The following is a 14,988-nucleotide window of genomic DNA, read 5'->3' on the forward strand; positions in this document are numbered from 1 at the left end:
ATGAAGGCCAAGCGAGCCACCCAGGTGCGCGGTGACGGCGACGAGCCCCGGCGCGCGAAGGGTCCGACGACGCGCAAGGCGAAGAAGCGCTCGGGCGATGCGCCGCCGCGCAGGCGCAAACCGACCCGCGAACAGCGGCCGCAGCGACCACAGCGGTCCGCGCCCCAGACCGGACCCATCCCCAGGCCCACCGACGGGCCGGTAAGGGCCAAGAACGCCAGCCAGGCGAAGGCACGCGCGAAGGCGCGAAAGGCCAAGGCGCCCAAGGTTGTCCGCCCACCGCTTCGCCAGCGCCTGCTGGTCAAGGTCGCTTCGATCGACCTGAATCCCCGCACCCTCGTCGCCAGGGTGCCGTTCGTGGTGCTGGTCATCGGCTCACTGGGCACGGGGCTCGGTGTCACGCTGTGGCTTTCGACCGACGCGGCCGAGCGCTCCTATCAGTTGGGCAGTGCCCGCGACACCAACCAGGCGCTGCTTCAGCAGAAGGAGGCGCTGGAGCGCGATGTGCTCGAGGCCCAGGCCGCCCCGGCGCTGGCCGAGTCCGCACGCAACCTGGGCATGATCCCGTCGCGGGACACCGCGCACCTGGTCCAGGATCCGACGGGCAACTGGATCGTGGTCGGCACGCCCAAGCCGGCCGAAGGCGTTCCGCCGCCGCCGCTGAACGCACCGCTGCCGGACGAGGGACCACCGGTACCGCCCGCACCCCCCGCGCCCCGCGTCGTCGACCCGCGCGAGGTGACCGTCCGGATGCCGCCGCGGGGTGCACCCGCCCCGTTGTCCGGGGTGGAGCAGTCGGTCCCCGTCGTTCCCACCGCGCCGTTGGCCACGGCACCCGGTGCGGAGGCGCCGTACGGTGTCCCCGGGCAGGTGCCTGCGCCGGGCCCGCTGCCTGCCGCGCCCGTGGCGCCGCCCGCGGAGCAACCCAGCACGGCGCCCGCCGAACAGCAGCCGGTGACCCCGCTGGTGATACCGCCGGCCCCCGCCGATCAGCCGGCCGTACCCGTCCCCGGGGGGCCCGCGTGAGCCGCGGCCCCGACAAGAGCCGGGGACGCCCGAAGCCGCGACCGAAGTCCGGCAAGCAACACAAGCAGACCCAGGAGCATTCCGCCCGTACCCGGCGCACCCGGACGGCGGTGACCGAAGAGGGCTCGCGCAGTGCGTCGTTCGTGTTTCGGCATCGGGTCGGCAACGGGGTGATCTTCCTAGTCCTGCTGGTGGCCGCGGTGCAACTGTTCACCCTCCAGGTGCCCCGCGCCGCAGGACTTCGGGCCGAGGCCGCCAGCCAGCTCAAGGTCACCGACGTCGAAAAGGCGGTGCGTGGCTCCATCGTCGACCGCAACAACGACAAGCTGGCGTTCACCATCGAAGCCCGCGCGCTGACCTTCCAGCCGGCCAGGATCCGCAAGCAGCTCACCGAAGCCAGGGCGAAAACGCCCGAGGCGCCCGATCCCCGGAAGCGGCTCCGCGACATCGCCGCGGAGATCGCCCTGCGCCTCAACAACAAACCCGACGCCAAGACGGTGTTGAAAAAGCTCGAGGGCAACGACTCGTTCGTCTATCTGGCCCGCGCGGTGGATCCGGCGGTCGCGGACGCGATCATCAAGAAATTCCCTGAGGTCGGCTCCGAGCGCCAGGATCTGCGCCAGTACCCCGGCGGTGCGCTGGCCGCCAACATCGTCGGCGGTATCGACTGGGACGGTCACGGGCTGCTCGGGCTGGAGGACTCGCTCGACTCCGTGCTGGCCGGAACCGACGGCTCTGTCACCTACGACCGCGGCTCCGACGGTGTGGTGATCCCGGGCAGTACCCGCAACCGCCACGATGCGGTCAACGGATCCACGGTGCAGCTGACGCTGGACGACGACATCCAGTTCTACGTCCAGCAGCAGGTCCAGCAGGCCAAGAACCTGTCCGGCGCCAAGAATGTCTCTGCCGTGGTGCTCGACGCCAAAACCGGTGAGGTGCTGGCGATGTCGAACGACAACACTTTCGACCCGAGCCAGGACATCGGCAGGCAGCAGGACCGCGAGCTCGGCAACCTCTCCGTCTCGTCACCCTACGAGCCCGGCTCGGTGAACAAGATCGTCACGGCCGCCTCGGTCATCGAATACGGGCTGTCCAACCCGGACGAGGTGCTGCAGGTGCCCGGTGAGATCAACATGGGCGGGGTCACCGTGCACGACGCCTGGGACCACGGCACGACGCCTTACACCACCACCGGTATCTTCGGAAAGTCCTCCAACGTAGGCACCCTGATGCTCGCTCAGCGGATCGGGCCGGAGCGCTACGCCGACATGCTCAAGAAGTTCGGGCTGGGCCAGCGCAGCGGCGTCGGCCTGCCGGGGGAGAGCGCGGGCCTGGTGCCGCCGATCGACCAGTGGTCGGGCAGCACCTTCGCCAACCTGCCTATCGGACAGGGTCTTTCGATGACCCTGCTGCAGATGACGGGCATGTACCAGGCGATCGCCAACGACGGCGTGCGTATCCCGCCGCGCATCATCAAGACCACCATCGCGCCCGACGGCACCCGCACCGACGAGCCGCGGCCCGAAGGGCTGCGGGTGGTGTCGCCGCAGACCGCCCAGACCGTCCGGCAGATGCTGCGCTCTGTCGTGCAGCGCGATCCGACGGGCGTCCAGCAGGGCACCGGTTCCGGTGCGGCCGTCGAGGGCTACCAGATCGCCGGCAAGACCGGTACCGCGCAGCAGATCAATCCCGCCTGCGGCTGCTACTACGACGACGTCTACTGGATCACCTTCGCGGGGATGGCGCCGGCGAACGATCCGCACTATGTCATCGGCGTCATGATGGACAACCCGCACCGCACGGCCGACGGCCAGCCGGGGACGACCGCCGCACCGCTCTTCCACAACATCGCGGCCTGGCTACTGCAGCGCGAGAACGTGCCGCTGTCCCCGGACCCCGGCCCGCCGCTCACGCTGCAGGCCACCTGACATCGGTGCCCGCGGTTGTAGGGCCGGTACTGTGTCAAGGCCATGAACCTGCGTCCCGCCCACCCCGTCGGCCAATCGCTGGGGCAGCTCGCTGAGCAGGTGGGGGCCGTAGCGGCGGCGGGTGCCGCGATACCCGACGCCCGGATCACCGGCGTGACCCTGCGCGGCCAGAACGCGCAGCCGGGGGACCTGTTCGCCGCGCTGCCCGGCGGGTCCTCGCACGGGGCCCGTTACGCCGGTGACGCGGTGGCCCTCGGCGCGGTCGCGGTGCTCACCGACCCCGCCGGTGCCGCGGACCTGGGCCGCGGGTCCGGCGTGCCCGTACTCGTTCACCCGGATCCGCGATCGGTCCTGGGCGCGCTGGCCGCCGCCGTGTACGGGCACCCGTCGGACCGGCTGCGCGTCATCGGTGTCACCGGAACGTCGGGCAAGACCACCACCACCTATCTGGTGGAGGCCGGGCTGGTCGCCGCGGACCGGGTGGCGGGGTTGATCGGCACGGTCGGCATCCGGATCGACGGCCGCGACCAGCCCAGCACGCTGACCACGCCAGAGGCGCCCGACCTGCAGGCCCTGCTCGCCGCGATGGTCGAGCAGGGGGTCGACACGGTGGTGATGGAGGTCTCCAGTCACGCCTTGAGCCAGGGCCGCGTGGACGGGGTGAAGTTCGCGGTCGGGGGTTTCACCAACCTGTCGCGCGACCATCTCGACTTCCACCCGACCATGCAGGATTACTTCGATGCCAAGGCCCGGTTGTTCGCTCCCGGATTCACCACTCATGCAGCGGCTTCGGTGATCTGCATCGATGACGACGCGGGCCGCGCCATGGCCGAACTCGCGACCGATCCGGTGACCGTCAGCATCGCCGGACGCGCCGCGGACTGGCGGGCCGAGGACATCCGCACCGGCGCTCGGGGCGCGCAGGAGTTCGTCGCCGTCGACGCCGCCGATGTGCACCACCCGCTGGGGATCGGGCTGCCCGGCCGCTACAACGTCGCCAACTGCCTGCTCGCCGCGGCCCTGCTGGATACCGTCGGTGTGTCTCCGGAACAGGCCGCGCCGGGTCTGCGCGCCGCGACCGTGCCCGGCCGGCTCGAGGCGATCGACCGGGGGCAGGGGTTTTTGGCGCTGGTCGACTACGCCCACAAACCGGGCGCGCTGCGGGCGGTGCTCGCCACCCTGCGCGGGCAGAGTTCCGGGCGCATCGCGGTGGTGTTCGGTGCGGGCGGCAACCGCGACCCCGGCAAGCGTGGGTCGATGGGCGCCGTGGCGGCGGAACTCGCCGACCTGGTGGTGGTCACCGACGACAACCCGCGCGACGAGGATCCCGCCGCCATCCGGGCGGCGATCATGGCGGGCGCGCTCGCCGCGGGCGGGAAGGAAGTGCTCGATATCGGCGACCGCCGCGATGCCATCGAACACGCGGTGGCGTGGGCGCGGCCCGGAGATGTGGTGCTGATCGCCGGCAAGGGCCACGAGGCCGGCCAGACCAGCGCGGGGCGGACGCGGCCCTTCGACGATCGCGACGAGCTGGCCAGGGCACTCGAAGCACTGGGGTCGCGGGCGTGATCGACCTGACCGTCGCCCAGATCGCCGACATCGTCGGCGGTCAGCTGGCCGACATCACACTGGAACAGGCGGCGGCCACGCGGGTGACCGGCTCCGTCGAATTCGACTCACGGGCGGTGACACGGGGCGGGCTGTTCCTCGCGCTGCCCGGGGCGCGCTCCGACGGCCACGACTTCGCCGCCGCCGCGGTGCAGTCCGGCGCCGTCGCGGTGCTGGCCGCCCGTCCGGTGGGCGTGCCTGCCGTCGTGGTGCCTCCGGCGGCCGACTCCGCCGCGCCGAGCCGGGCCGGCGTGCTCGAACACGACGCCGACGGGTCGGGCGCCGCGGTGCTCGCGGCGCTGGCCAAGCTTGCCGGCGCGGTGGCCGCCGAGCTGGCCGACGGCGGGCTGACCATCGTCGGGATCACCGGCTCGTCGGGTAAGACGTCGACCAAAGACCTTGTTGCCGCGGTTCTTTCGCCACTCGGCGAGGTGGTGGCGCCGCCGGGCTCCTTCAACAACGAGCTCGGCCATCCCTGGACGGTGCTGCGCGCCGGAGAATCCACCGACTACCTGGTCCTGGAGATGTCCGCGCGCAGCCCGGGAAACATCGCCGCGCTGGCCAAGATCGCCCGGCCGTCGATTGCGGCGGTGCTCAACGTCGGTACCGCGCATCTCGGCGAGTTCGGCTCGCGAGAGGCTATCGCCGCGACGAAAGCCGAACTGCCGCAATCGGTTCCGTCGTCAGGCGTGGTCATCCTCAACGTCGACGACCCCGTGGTGGCCGCGATGGCGCACCAGACCTCGGCGCGGGTCGTTCGGGTGGGCCGCACCGATCAGGCCGACGTGTGGGCCGGCCCGGTCACGCTGGACCCGTTGGCCCGGCCCCGCTTCACGCTGCACACCACCGGGCCGGCCGGACCTGCCGAGGTCGACGTCGCGCTCGCGGTGCACGGTGACCATCAGGTGTCCAACGCGCTGTGCGCGGCCGCGGTGGCCCTCGAGTGCGGAGCCGGCCTCGATCAGATCGCCGCGGCGCTCGCCGCGGCGGGCCCGGTGTCCAAGCATCGGATGCAGGTCGCCACCCGGGGCGACGCGGTGACGGTGATCAACGACGCATACAACGCGAATCCGGACTCCATGCGTGCGGGCCTGAAAGCGCTGGTCTGGATGGCTCGGGAAGGCGGCGAGACCCGCCGTAGCTGGGCGGTGCTCGGCGAGATGGCAGAGCTCGGTGACGACGCGATATCGGAGCACGACCGCATCGGCCGGCTGGCGGTGCGATTAGATGTGTCACGACTCATCGTCGTGGGAACCGGGAGGTCTATGAGTGCCATGCACCACGGCGCGGTCATGGAGGGGTCGTGGGGGAGCGAATCCACCATCGTCGCCGACGCCGACGCCGCGCTGGCACTGTTGCGGTCCGAGCTGCGGGCCGGTGACGTGGTGCTGGTGAAGGCGTCGAACTCGGCGGGGCTGGGCGCACTGGCCGAGGCGCTGGTCGCCGACACCGGAAGCGCTGCCGGATGAGGCAGATTCTCATCGCCGTCGGCATCGCGTTGACGGTCTCGATCCTGCTGACCCCGGTGCTGGTCCGGCTGTTCACCCGCCAGGGCTTCGGTCACGAGATCCGCGAGGACGGGCCGCCCAGTCACCACAAGAAGCGTGGCACCCCATCGATGGGCGGCGTGGCGATCCTGGCCGGCATCTGGGCGGGCTACCTCGGCACCCAGCTGATGGGCATCGTGCTCGACGGCCGCGGGCCCTCCGCATCGGGCTGGCTGGTGCTCGGGCTGGCCACCGCACTGGGCGCCGTGGGGTTCGTCGACGACCTGATCAAGATCAGGCGGTCGCGCAACCTCGGCCTCAACAAGACCGCCAAGACGGTCGGGATCCTGACCGCCGCGGTGCTCTTCGGCGTGCTGGCCCTGCAGTTCCACAACGCGGACGGGCTCACGCCGGGCAGTGCCGAGCTGTCCTACGTCCGCGAGATCGCCACGGTGACCCTGGCGCCGGCGATCTTCGTGCTGTTCTGCGTGGTGATCGTCAGCGCCTGGTCGAACGCGGTGAACTTCACCGACGGCCTCGACGGGCTGGCGGCCGGCGCCATGGCGATGGTCTCCGCGGCCTACGTGCTGATCACGTTCTGGCAATTTCGCAACGCCTGCGCGACCAGTCCCGGGCTGGGCTGCTACAACGTCCGTGATCCGCTGGACCTGGCGATCATCGCGGCGGCGACCGCCGGCGCCTGTATCGGCTTCCTGTGGTGGAACGCCGCACCCGCCAAGATCTTCATGGGCGACACCGGCTCGTTGGCGCTGGGCGGCATCATCGCCGGGCTGTCGGTGGCCAGCCGCACCGAAATGCTTGCGGTGGTGCTCGGTTCGCTGTTCGTCGCGGAGGTGACCTCGGTAGTCGTGCAGATCCTGGCCTTCCGCACCACCGGGCGCCGGGTGTTCCGGATGGCGCCCTTCCACCACCACTTCGAGCTCGTCGGCTGGGCCGAGACCACGGTCATCATCCGGTTCTGGCTGCTCACCGCGATCGCTTGTGGGCTCGGGGTGGCGCTCTTCTACAGCGAGTGGCTGACCACCGTCGGGGCATGACGTGACCGACCTCGACCTCGCCGGCGCCGCGGTCCTGGTCACCGGTGCCAGAGTCACCGGTCGCGCGATCCTCGCCGCGCTGACCCCGCTCGGGGCGCGTGCCACCCTCACCGATGACAGCCCCACCGCCCTCACGTCCTTCGCGCAGTCCGGTGTCGAGGTGATCGACTCGGCCAACGCCGTCGGAAAGATCGCCGACTTCGATCTGGTCGTCACCAGCCCCGGCTTTCCTCCGACCGCGCCCGTGCTCGCCGCCGCGGCGCGCGCGAAAGTGCCGATCTGGGGTGACATCGAGCTTGCCTGGCGCCTGGACAATTCCGGACGGTACGGCCCGGCGCGCCGTTGGCTGGTAGTGACCGGCACGAACGGCAAGACCACCACGACGTCGATGCTGCACGCGATGCTGGTCGCGGCGGGGCGGCGAAGCCTGTTGTGCGGCAACATCGGCGATCCGGTGCTCGACGTGCTCGATCGGGAGGCCGACCTGCTGGCGGTCGAACTGTCCAGTTTCCAATTGCACTGGGCGCCGTCACTGCGTCCGGACGCGGGCGTGGTGCTCAACGTCGCCGAGGACCACCTGGACTGGCACGGTTCGATGGACGCGTATGCCCGCGACAAAGCCAGGGTGCTCGACGGCAGGGTGGCCGTCGCGGGTCTCGACGACCCCATCGCGGCCGGTCTACTGGACACCGCGGCCGCGCCGGTTCGGGTGGGCTTCCGGCTCGGCCGGCCGTCGGCCGGTGAGCTCGGCGTCGAGGACGGCATGCTGATCGACAAAGCGTTCGGTGTGGGCGTGGCACTGGCCGCAACGGAGTCGATCCCGGTGGCCGGACCGGTCGGCGTGCTCGACGCGCTCGGGGCGGCGGCGCTGGCCCGTGCCGTCGATGTGCCCGCTGAGGCCGTTGCGGCTGCGCTCGCGTCGTTTCAGGTCGGTCGCCATCGGGCCGAGGTGGTGGGCGCGGCCGACGGCGTCACCTACGTCGACGACTCGAAGGCCACCAATCCGCATGCCGCGCAGGCATCGATCAGCGCACATCCACGCGTGGTCTGGATCGCCGGTGGCCTGCTGAAAGGCGCCGCCGTCGACAGTCTGGTCGCGGCGACAGCAAACCGGCTGGCCGGCGTGGTGCTGATCGGGCGCGACCGGGCCCGGATCGCCGACGCGTTATCGCGACACGCCCCGGATGTACCCGTCGTCGAGCTTGTGGCGGGGGAGGATTCTGGGGTGCTTGGGATAATTGAGTCAGATGGGACGAATGTTAATTATGTGACTCAACGGGTTGATGTGGGAGGACGTTCCATTGGTGACGCGATCATGGCCGCCGCCGTGGACGCCGCCCGAAGCCTGGCGGCCCCCGGCGTCACCGTGCTGCTGGCACCGGCAGGGGCGTCCTTCGACCAGTTCAGCAGCTACGGCGAACGCGGCGATGCGTTCGCCTCGGCTGTCCGCGCAGTGACCCGATAGCCGCCCGTGAGCAACCTCCTGACCCGGTTGCGGCGGCGGAAACGCGACGCAGCCGCCGAACCACAGGCGGAAGACGAGAAGGTCAAGGACGCCAAGAACGGCAAGAACGCCAAGAACGGCAAGAACGCCAGGGAGGCTGAGGACGCCGGTCGTGTTCCCCGTACCCGCTTCGGTGCGTGGCTGGGCCGCCCGATGACGTCATTTCACCTCATCGTCGCCGTGGCCGCGCTGCTGACCACCCTCGGTTTGATCATGGTGCTGTCCGCGTCCGGCGTGCACTCCTACGACGAGGACGGCTCGCCGTGGGCGATTTTCGCCCGCCAGGTGCTGTGGACGGTGGTCGGGCTCTTCGCGTTTTACGTCGCACTGCGGATGCCCGTGCAAATGATGCGCAACTTGGCGTTCACCGGCTTCGCGCTGACCGTCGTGATGCTGGTGCTGGTGCTGATCCCCGGAATCGGCAGGGAAGCCAATGGCTCCCGCGGCTGGTTCGTGATCGCCGGATTCTCCATGCAGCCCTCGGAGTTGGCCAAAATCGCGTTCGCGATCTGGGGTGCGCACCTGCTGGCCGCCCGGCGCATGGAGCGCGCGTCGCTGCGGGAGATGCTGATTCCCCTCGTGCCGGCCGCCGTCATCGCGCTGGCGCTGATCGTGGCCCAGCCCGACCTCGGTCAAACCGTGTCGCTCGGCATCATCCTGCTGGGCTTGCTGTGGTATGCTGGCCTGCCGCTGCGAGTTTTCCTCAGCTCGCTGCTCGCGGTCATGGCGTCCGCTGCCGTGCTGGCCGTCTCGGAGGGTTACCGATCCGACCGGGTGCAGTCCTGGCTCAACCCGGGCGCCGACTCACAGGGGTCCGGATACCAGGCGCGTCAAGCCAAGTTCGCGCTGGCCAACGGCGGAATGTTCGGCGACGGCCTCGGGCAGGGCACCGCCAAGTGGAACTACCTGCCCAACGCCCACAACGACTTCATCTTCGCGATCATCGGCGAGGAACTGGGCCTGGTCGGCGCCGTCGGCCTGCTCTGTTTGTTCGGGCTGTTCGGATACACCGGGATGAGGATCGCCCGCCGCTCGGCCGACCCCTTCCTGCGACTGCTTACGGCCACCGCGACCCTGTGGGTGATGGGCCAGGTGTTCATCAACGTCGGCTACGTGGTGGGGCTGTTGCCCGTCACGGGTCTGCAGCTCCCGCTGATTTCTGCGGGCGGAACATCCACGGCGACAACACTTTTGATGATCGGCATCATGGCGAACGCGGCGCGGCACGAACCCGAGGCGGTGGCCGCGCTGCGCGCCGGGCGCGACGACACGATGAACCGACTGCTACGGCTGCCGTTGCCTGCGCCCTATGTGCCGACCCGGACCGAGGCGCTGCGCGACCGGCTGCGGTCGCGCCCGGAGCCGAAGAAGGCCCGCACGCCCGACCGTAAACCCGTCGCCGGCAACCGGCGCAAACCCCAGCCGGCCGACCGTCCCGTGCGGCGCTCAGGGCATCATGGAGGCGGCCGAAATACTCAGGGCCGTCGGGTTCGCACACTGGAAGGTCAGCGTTACGGGTGAGCAGCAGCACCATCTCGGTGGTCCTCGCCGGAGGTGGCACCGCGGGGCACGTCGAACCGGCGATGGCGGTGGCCGACGCCCTGAGCGCGCTCGAACCGGGGGTGCGGATCACCGCGCTGGGCACCGCCCGGGGTCTGGAGACGCGACTGGTGCCCGAGCGCGGCTATCACCTCGAGCTGATCACCCCGGTGCCGCTGCCGCGCAAGCCGTCGGGTGACCTGTTTCGCCTCCCGCTGCGGGTGCGCCGTGCGGTGCGGCAGACACGCGCGGTGCTCGACGACGTCGACGCGGACGTGGTCATCGGGTTCGGCGGCTATGTCGCTCTGCCCGCGTATCTGGCCGCGCGCGGCGGTGCGCTGCGGCGGCGTCGGGTACCGGTGGTGATCCACGAGGCCAATGCCAGCGCGGGCTGGGCCAACCGGGTCGGCGCGCGCTCGGCCCGACGCGTGCTCTCGGCGGTCCCCGACCCCGGTCTGCGCCGGGTGGAGGTGGTCGGCGTGCCGGTGCGCGCCGCAATCACCTCGCTGGACCGGATGGCGCTGCGGGCGCAGGCACGCGAACACTTCGGGTTCGCCGATGACGCGCGCGTGCTGCTGGTGTTCGGCGGATCGCAGGGTGCGCAGTCGATCAACCGCGCCGTCTCGGCCGCTGCCAAGGACCTTGCGGCAGCGGGTGTGTCGGTACTGCACGCGCATGGACCGAAGAACGTCCTCGACCTTCGTGAGCCCGCCGACGGCGACCCGCCATACGTCGCGGTCGGATATTTGGACCGGATGGATCTGGCCTACGCGGCCGCCGACCTGGCGATCTGCCGGTCCGGTGCGATGACCGTCGCCGAGGTCACGGCGGTCGGCCTGCCCGCGGTGTATGTGCCGCTCCCGATCGGCAACGGCGAACAACGACTCAACGCGCTGCCCGTCGTCAACGCCGGCGGCGGGATCGTCGTCGACGATGCGGACCTCTCGCCGGGCTTCGTCGCCGACGCGGTGGCGGGGCTGATCACCGACGCGCCGCGGTTGACGGCGATGACGTCCGCGGCGGCACTGGTTGGGCACCGCGACGCCGCGCAACGGGTGGCCGAGGTGGCGCTCGATATCGCGCGCAGCGCTCGCGACGGCCGAAAGCGCCTGCGGTGAACGCCAAGAACCTGCCCGACGAACTGCAGCGGGTGCACATGGTCGGCATCGGGGGTGCGGGAATGTCCGGCATCGCCCGCATCCTGTTGGACCGGGGCGGCCTGGTCTCGGGCTCCGACGCCAAGGAGTCACGGACGGTGGTGGCGCTGGGCGCCCGCGGCGCGGTGATCCGGATCGGCCACGACGAGTCGTCGCTGGATCTGCTGCCCGGCGGCCCGACGGCCGTCGTCAGCACGCATGCCGCCATCCCGAAAACTAACCCCGAACTGGTCGAGGCGCGACGGCGCGGCATCCCGGTGATCCTGCGACCTGTGGTGCTGGCCAAGCTGATGGCCGGCCAGACCACGTTGATGGTGACCGGCACCCACGGCAAGACCACCACCACCTCGATGCTCATCGTGGCGTTGCAGCACAGTGGTTTCGATCCGTCCTTCGCAGTCGGCGGCGACCTCGGCGAAGCCGGCACCAACGCCCACCACGGCAGCGGCGACTGCTTCGTCGCGGAGGCCGATGAAAGCGACGGGTCACTGCTGGAGTACACCCCCGACGTCGTCGTGGTGACCAATATCGAGGCCGACCACCTGGATTTCTTCGGCAGCGCCGAGGCCTACCGCGCGGTGTTCGACGATTTTGTCGAGCGACTCAAACCCGGTGGCGCACTGGTGGTGTGCGCCGACGATCCCGGTGCGGCCGCGTTGGCCGAACGCACAGCGGCGATGGGAATCCGGGTGCTTCCATACGGCAGCGACGGCTCAGGTCTGGCAGGCACGCTGCTCGACTGGAGCCAACAGGGCACCGGTGCGGTCGCGCATATCCAGTTGGCCGGCGAACCGCATCCACGCGTCATGCGGCTCGCGGTGCCCGGCAGGCACATGGCGCTCAATGCGCTCGGTGCGCTGCTGGCCGCGATGCAGGTGGACGCGCAGGCCGACACCGTGCTTGACGGGCTCGCCGGGTTCGAGGGTGTGCGACGCCGTTTCGAGTTGGTCGGCAGCGCCAACGGGGTGCGGGTGTTCGACGACTACGCGCATCATCCCACCGAGGTCCGTGCCACGCTCAGCGCCGTCCGGACGGTCACCGAGCAGGGTGACGCTGGCGCCGATGCCCGATCCATCGCCGTGTTTCAGCCACATTTGTATTCGCGCACACAGACTTTCGCCCATGACTTCGGGGAGGCGTTGGACGGCGCCGACGAGGTATTCGTGCTCGACGTGTATGCCGCCCGCGAACAACCGCTGGCGGGGGTGAGCGGCGCGACCGTCGCGGATCACGTGAGCGTGCCGGTGACGTACGTGCCCGACTTCTCCTCGGTCGCCGAGAAGGTGGCCGGGGCCGCCCGGCCGGGTGACGTGGTGATCACCATGGGCGCCGGCGACGTCACCATGCTCGGGCGGGAGATCATTGCGGCCCTGCAGCTCAAGGCCAACCGGAACGCACCGGGCGGGCCGGGGACGGCGCTGCGATGACCGAGCCGGAGGATGCCGGCGGCCCGATCGCGCCCGAGACGGATGTCGAGGAACCCGAGGCGCCGGCCGAGACTCCGGACCCGGCGGCGGCCGACTACGAGGGGCCGCGCCGACGGGCGCGCCGCGAACGCGAAGAACGCCGCGCCGCCCAGGCCCGCGCGGTCGCCATCGAAGCCAAACGGCGCGAGGCCAAGCGCAGTGTGGTGGGCGGGTCGCCGATCGACCCGAATGCCGTTGGCCGCCGGACCGTTCGGGGCCTGATGGTGTTGATGTGGTCGGCACTGCTGAGTGTGGTGGTGGTCGGCCTCGGGCTGCTGCTCTATTTCACGCCCATCATGTCCGCCCGCGACTTCGTCGTCACCGGATTGGGTGCGGTGACGCAGGACGAGGTCGTCACCGCAGCGGCCGTGCCGACGGGGACGCCGCTGCTGCAGGTGGATACCGATGCGGTGGCCGAGCGGGTGGCGGCAATCCGGCGTGTCGCCAGCGTCCGGGTGCAACGTCAGTACCCGTCGACGCTGCGGGTAACGGTCGTCGAGCGGGTGCCGGTGGTGGTCAAGGACTACCCCGACGGTTCGCACATGTTCGATCGCGATGGCGTCGACTTCGCGACCGTGCCGCCGCCGCCGGGAGTGCCGTACCTCGATGTCGAGAATCCCGGCCCCAACGATCCGGCGACCAAGGCGGCGCTGCAGGTCATGACGTCGCTGCGGCCCGAGGTGGCCGGCCAGGTGGGCCGGATCTCCGCGCCGTCGGTCGCCGCGATCACGCTGAGCCTGATCGATGGCCGCACCGTGGTGTGGGGGACCACCGACCGCACCGAGGAGAAAGCGCTCAAACTGGGGGCGCTGCTCACCCAGCCCGGCCAGATCTACGACGTGTCGAGCCCGGATTTGCCGACGGTGAAGTAGCGATCCGCGGCCTGGACGCCAGAAATTCTTGACGGACGCGTCGGCGCGCCTGCATGGATACCTCGCACGGTCGCCCTACCGTTCTGGTTGCGCGGAACAACTTGACATAACTCTAAGCCTATGGTTGAGGTTGAGAGTTTGCCGAGAAGCTTTGACGCTACGACAGCAACCTGGGAGGAAGGCGATCCATGACCCCCCCGCATAATTACCTAGCCGTGATCAAGGTGGTCGGCATCGGCGGCGGCGGCGTGAACGCCGTCAACCGAATGATCGAGCAGGGCCTCAAGGGCGTGGAGTTCATCGCGATCAACACCGACGCTCAGGCGCTGTTGATGAGCGATGCCGACGTCAAGCTCGACGTCGGTCGCGACTCCACCCGCGGCCTGGGCGCCGGCGCCGACCCCGAGGTCGGGCGCAAGGCGGCCGAGGACGCCAAGGACGACATCGAAGAGCTCCTGCGGGGCGCCGACATGGTGTTCGTCACCGCGGGTGAGGGCGGCGGCACAGGCACCGGCGGAGCGCCGGTCGTCGCGACCATCGCGCGCAAGCTCGGGGCACTGACCGTGGGCGTGGTGACGCGGCCGTTCTCCTTCGAGGGCAAGCGGCGAAGCAACCAGGCCGAGAACGGCATCACCTCGCTGCGGGAGAGCTGCGACACCCTGATCGTGATCCCCAACGACCGGCTGCTTCAGATGGGCGACGCGGCGGTGTCGTTGATGGACGCGTTCCGCAGCGCCGACGAGGTGTTGCTCAACGGTGTGCAGGGCATCACCGATCTCATCACCACGCCGGGCCTGATCAACGTCGACTTCGCCGACGTCAAGGGTGTCATGAGCGGCGCGGGCACGGCGTTGATGGGCATCGGATCGGCGCGAGGTGACGGCCGGGCCCTCAAGGCCGCGGAGATCGCGATCAACTCGCCGCTGCTCGAGGCCTCGATGGAGGGCGCCCAGGGCGTGCTGCTGTCGGTCGCCGGCGGCAGCGACCTCGGTCTCTTCGAGATCAACGAGGCCGCGTCGCTGGTCCAGGAGGCCGCGCACGCCGAGGCCAACATCATCTTCGGCACGGTCATCGACGACTCACTGGGGGACGAGGTCCGCGTCACGGTGATCGCGGCGGGGTTCGACGCCCAAGGGCCCGGCCGAAAGCCGGTGGTGGGCGCGGGTGCTCAGCCGATCGCACCGGGCAGAGCGGGCAAGGTGACCTCGCCGCTGTTCGAGCCCGCCGACGCCGTCAGCGTGCCGGTGCATACCAACGGCGCGACGGTCAGCATCGGTGGCGACGACGATGACGACGTCGACGTGCCGCCTTTCATGCGCCACTGACAGAGGCGGACATAC

The 14,988-nt window shown here is 70.2% G+C and carries 11 protein-coding genes; all 11 read left to right on the top strand.

What is annotated here, in order from left to right:
• The 11 genes from ACVWWN_RS20165 (at position 1) to ftsZ (ending at position 14,973) form a co-directional block, all read left to right on the top strand.
• Entirely contained in the window at positions 1–1,026 is a 1,026-nt protein-coding gene (locus ACVWWN_RS20165) for a hypothetical protein (RefSeq protein WP_457145422.1), read from the top strand.
• Positions 1,023–2,957 (top strand): peptidoglycan D,D-transpeptidase FtsI family protein, encoded by a 1,935-nt coding sequence (locus ACVWWN_RS20170; RefSeq protein ID WP_457145423.1) that lies wholly within the window; start codon positions 1,023–1,025, stop codon positions 2,955–2,957. Before ACVWWN_RS20165 ends, ACVWWN_RS20170 begins: the two co-directional genes overlap by 4 nt.
• Positions 2,958–2,999: 42 nt before the next feature.
• Entirely contained in the window at positions 3,000–4,526 is a 1,527-nt protein-coding gene (locus ACVWWN_RS20175; RefSeq protein WP_457145424.1) for a UDP-N-acetylmuramoyl-L-alanyl-D-glutamate--2,6-diaminopimelate ligase, read from the top strand.
• Positions 4,523–6,034 (top strand): UDP-N-acetylmuramoyl-tripeptide--D-alanyl-D-alanine ligase, encoded by a 1,512-nt coding sequence (locus ACVWWN_RS20180; RefSeq protein ID WP_457145425.1) that lies wholly within the window; start codon positions 4,523–4,525, stop codon positions 6,032–6,034. The genes ACVWWN_RS20175 and ACVWWN_RS20180 overlap by 4 nt, the downstream gene beginning before the upstream one ends.
• Positions 6,031–7,110 (top strand): phospho-N-acetylmuramoyl-pentapeptide-transferase, encoded by a 1,080-nt coding sequence (mraY, locus tag ACVWWN_RS20185; protein ID WP_457145426.1) that lies wholly within the window; start codon positions 6,031–6,033, stop codon positions 7,108–7,110. Before ACVWWN_RS20180 ends, mraY begins: the two co-directional genes overlap by 4 nt.
• A gap of 1 nt (position 7,111) precedes the next feature.
• Complete coding sequence (gene murD / locus ACVWWN_RS20190) at positions 7,112–8,575, top strand: UDP-N-acetylmuramoyl-L-alanine--D-glutamate ligase (RefSeq protein ID WP_457145427.1); 1,464 nt, start codon at positions 7,112–7,114, stop codon at positions 8,573–8,575.
• A 6-nt stretch (positions 8,576–8,581) separates the two neighbouring features.
• Positions 8,582–10,135, top strand: a complete 1,554-nt coding sequence (gene ftsW, locus ACVWWN_RS20195; RefSeq protein ID WP_457145428.1) for a putative lipid II flippase FtsW — start codon at positions 8,582–8,584, stop codon at positions 10,133–10,135.
• 62 nt (positions 10,136–10,197) lie between these two features.
• Positions 10,198–11,271 (top strand): undecaprenyldiphospho-muramoylpentapeptide beta-N-acetylglucosaminyltransferase, encoded by a 1,074-nt coding sequence (murG, locus tag ACVWWN_RS20200; protein ID WP_457149203.1) that lies wholly within the window; start codon positions 10,198–10,200, stop codon positions 11,269–11,271.
• 38 nt (positions 11,272–11,309) lie between these two features.
• Positions 11,310–12,737 (top strand): UDP-N-acetylmuramate--L-alanine ligase, encoded by a 1,428-nt coding sequence (murC, locus tag ACVWWN_RS20205; RefSeq protein WP_457149204.1) that lies wholly within the window; start codon positions 11,310–11,312, stop codon positions 12,735–12,737.
• Entirely contained in the window at positions 12,734–13,648 is a 915-nt protein-coding gene (locus ACVWWN_RS20210) for a cell division protein FtsQ/DivIB (RefSeq protein ID WP_457145429.1), read from the top strand. Before murC ends, ACVWWN_RS20210 begins: the two co-directional genes overlap by 4 nt.
• Before the next feature lie 188 nt (positions 13,649–13,836).
• On the top strand, positions 13,837–14,973 hold the full coding sequence (gene ftsZ, locus ACVWWN_RS20215; protein WP_457145430.1) for a cell division protein FtsZ: 1,137 nt from the start codon (positions 13,837–13,839) through the stop codon (positions 14,971–14,973).
• Positions 14,974–14,988 lie beyond the last annotated feature (15 nt).

The organism is Mycobacterium sp. URHB0021 (genome assembly GCF_054057895.1).

Coding starts and splice junctions, on each gene's coding strand:
- ACVWWN_RS20165 (WP_457145422.1), top strand. CDS start 1: ATGAAGGCCAAGCGAGCCACCCAGGTGCGCGGTGACGGCGACGAGCCC.
- murG (WP_457149203.1), top strand. CDS start 10,198: ATGGCGGTGGCCGACGCCCTGAGCGCGCTCGAACCGGGGGTGCGGATC.
- mraY (WP_457145426.1), top strand. CDS start 6,031: ATGAGGCAGATTCTCATCGCCGTCGGCATCGCGTTGACGGTCTCGATC.
- murC (WP_457149204.1), top strand. CDS start 11,310: ATGGTCGGCATCGGGGGTGCGGGAATGTCCGGCATCGCCCGCATCCTG.
- ftsZ (WP_457145430.1), top strand. CDS start 13,837: ATGACCCCCCCGCATAATTACCTAGCCGTGATCAAGGTGGTCGGCATC.
- ACVWWN_RS20210 (WP_457145429.1), top strand. CDS start 12,734: ATGACCGAGCCGGAGGATGCCGGCGGCCCGATCGCGCCCGAGACGGAT.
- ACVWWN_RS20175 (WP_457145424.1), top strand. CDS start 3,000: ATGAACCTGCGTCCCGCCCACCCCGTCGGCCAATCGCTGGGGCAGCTC.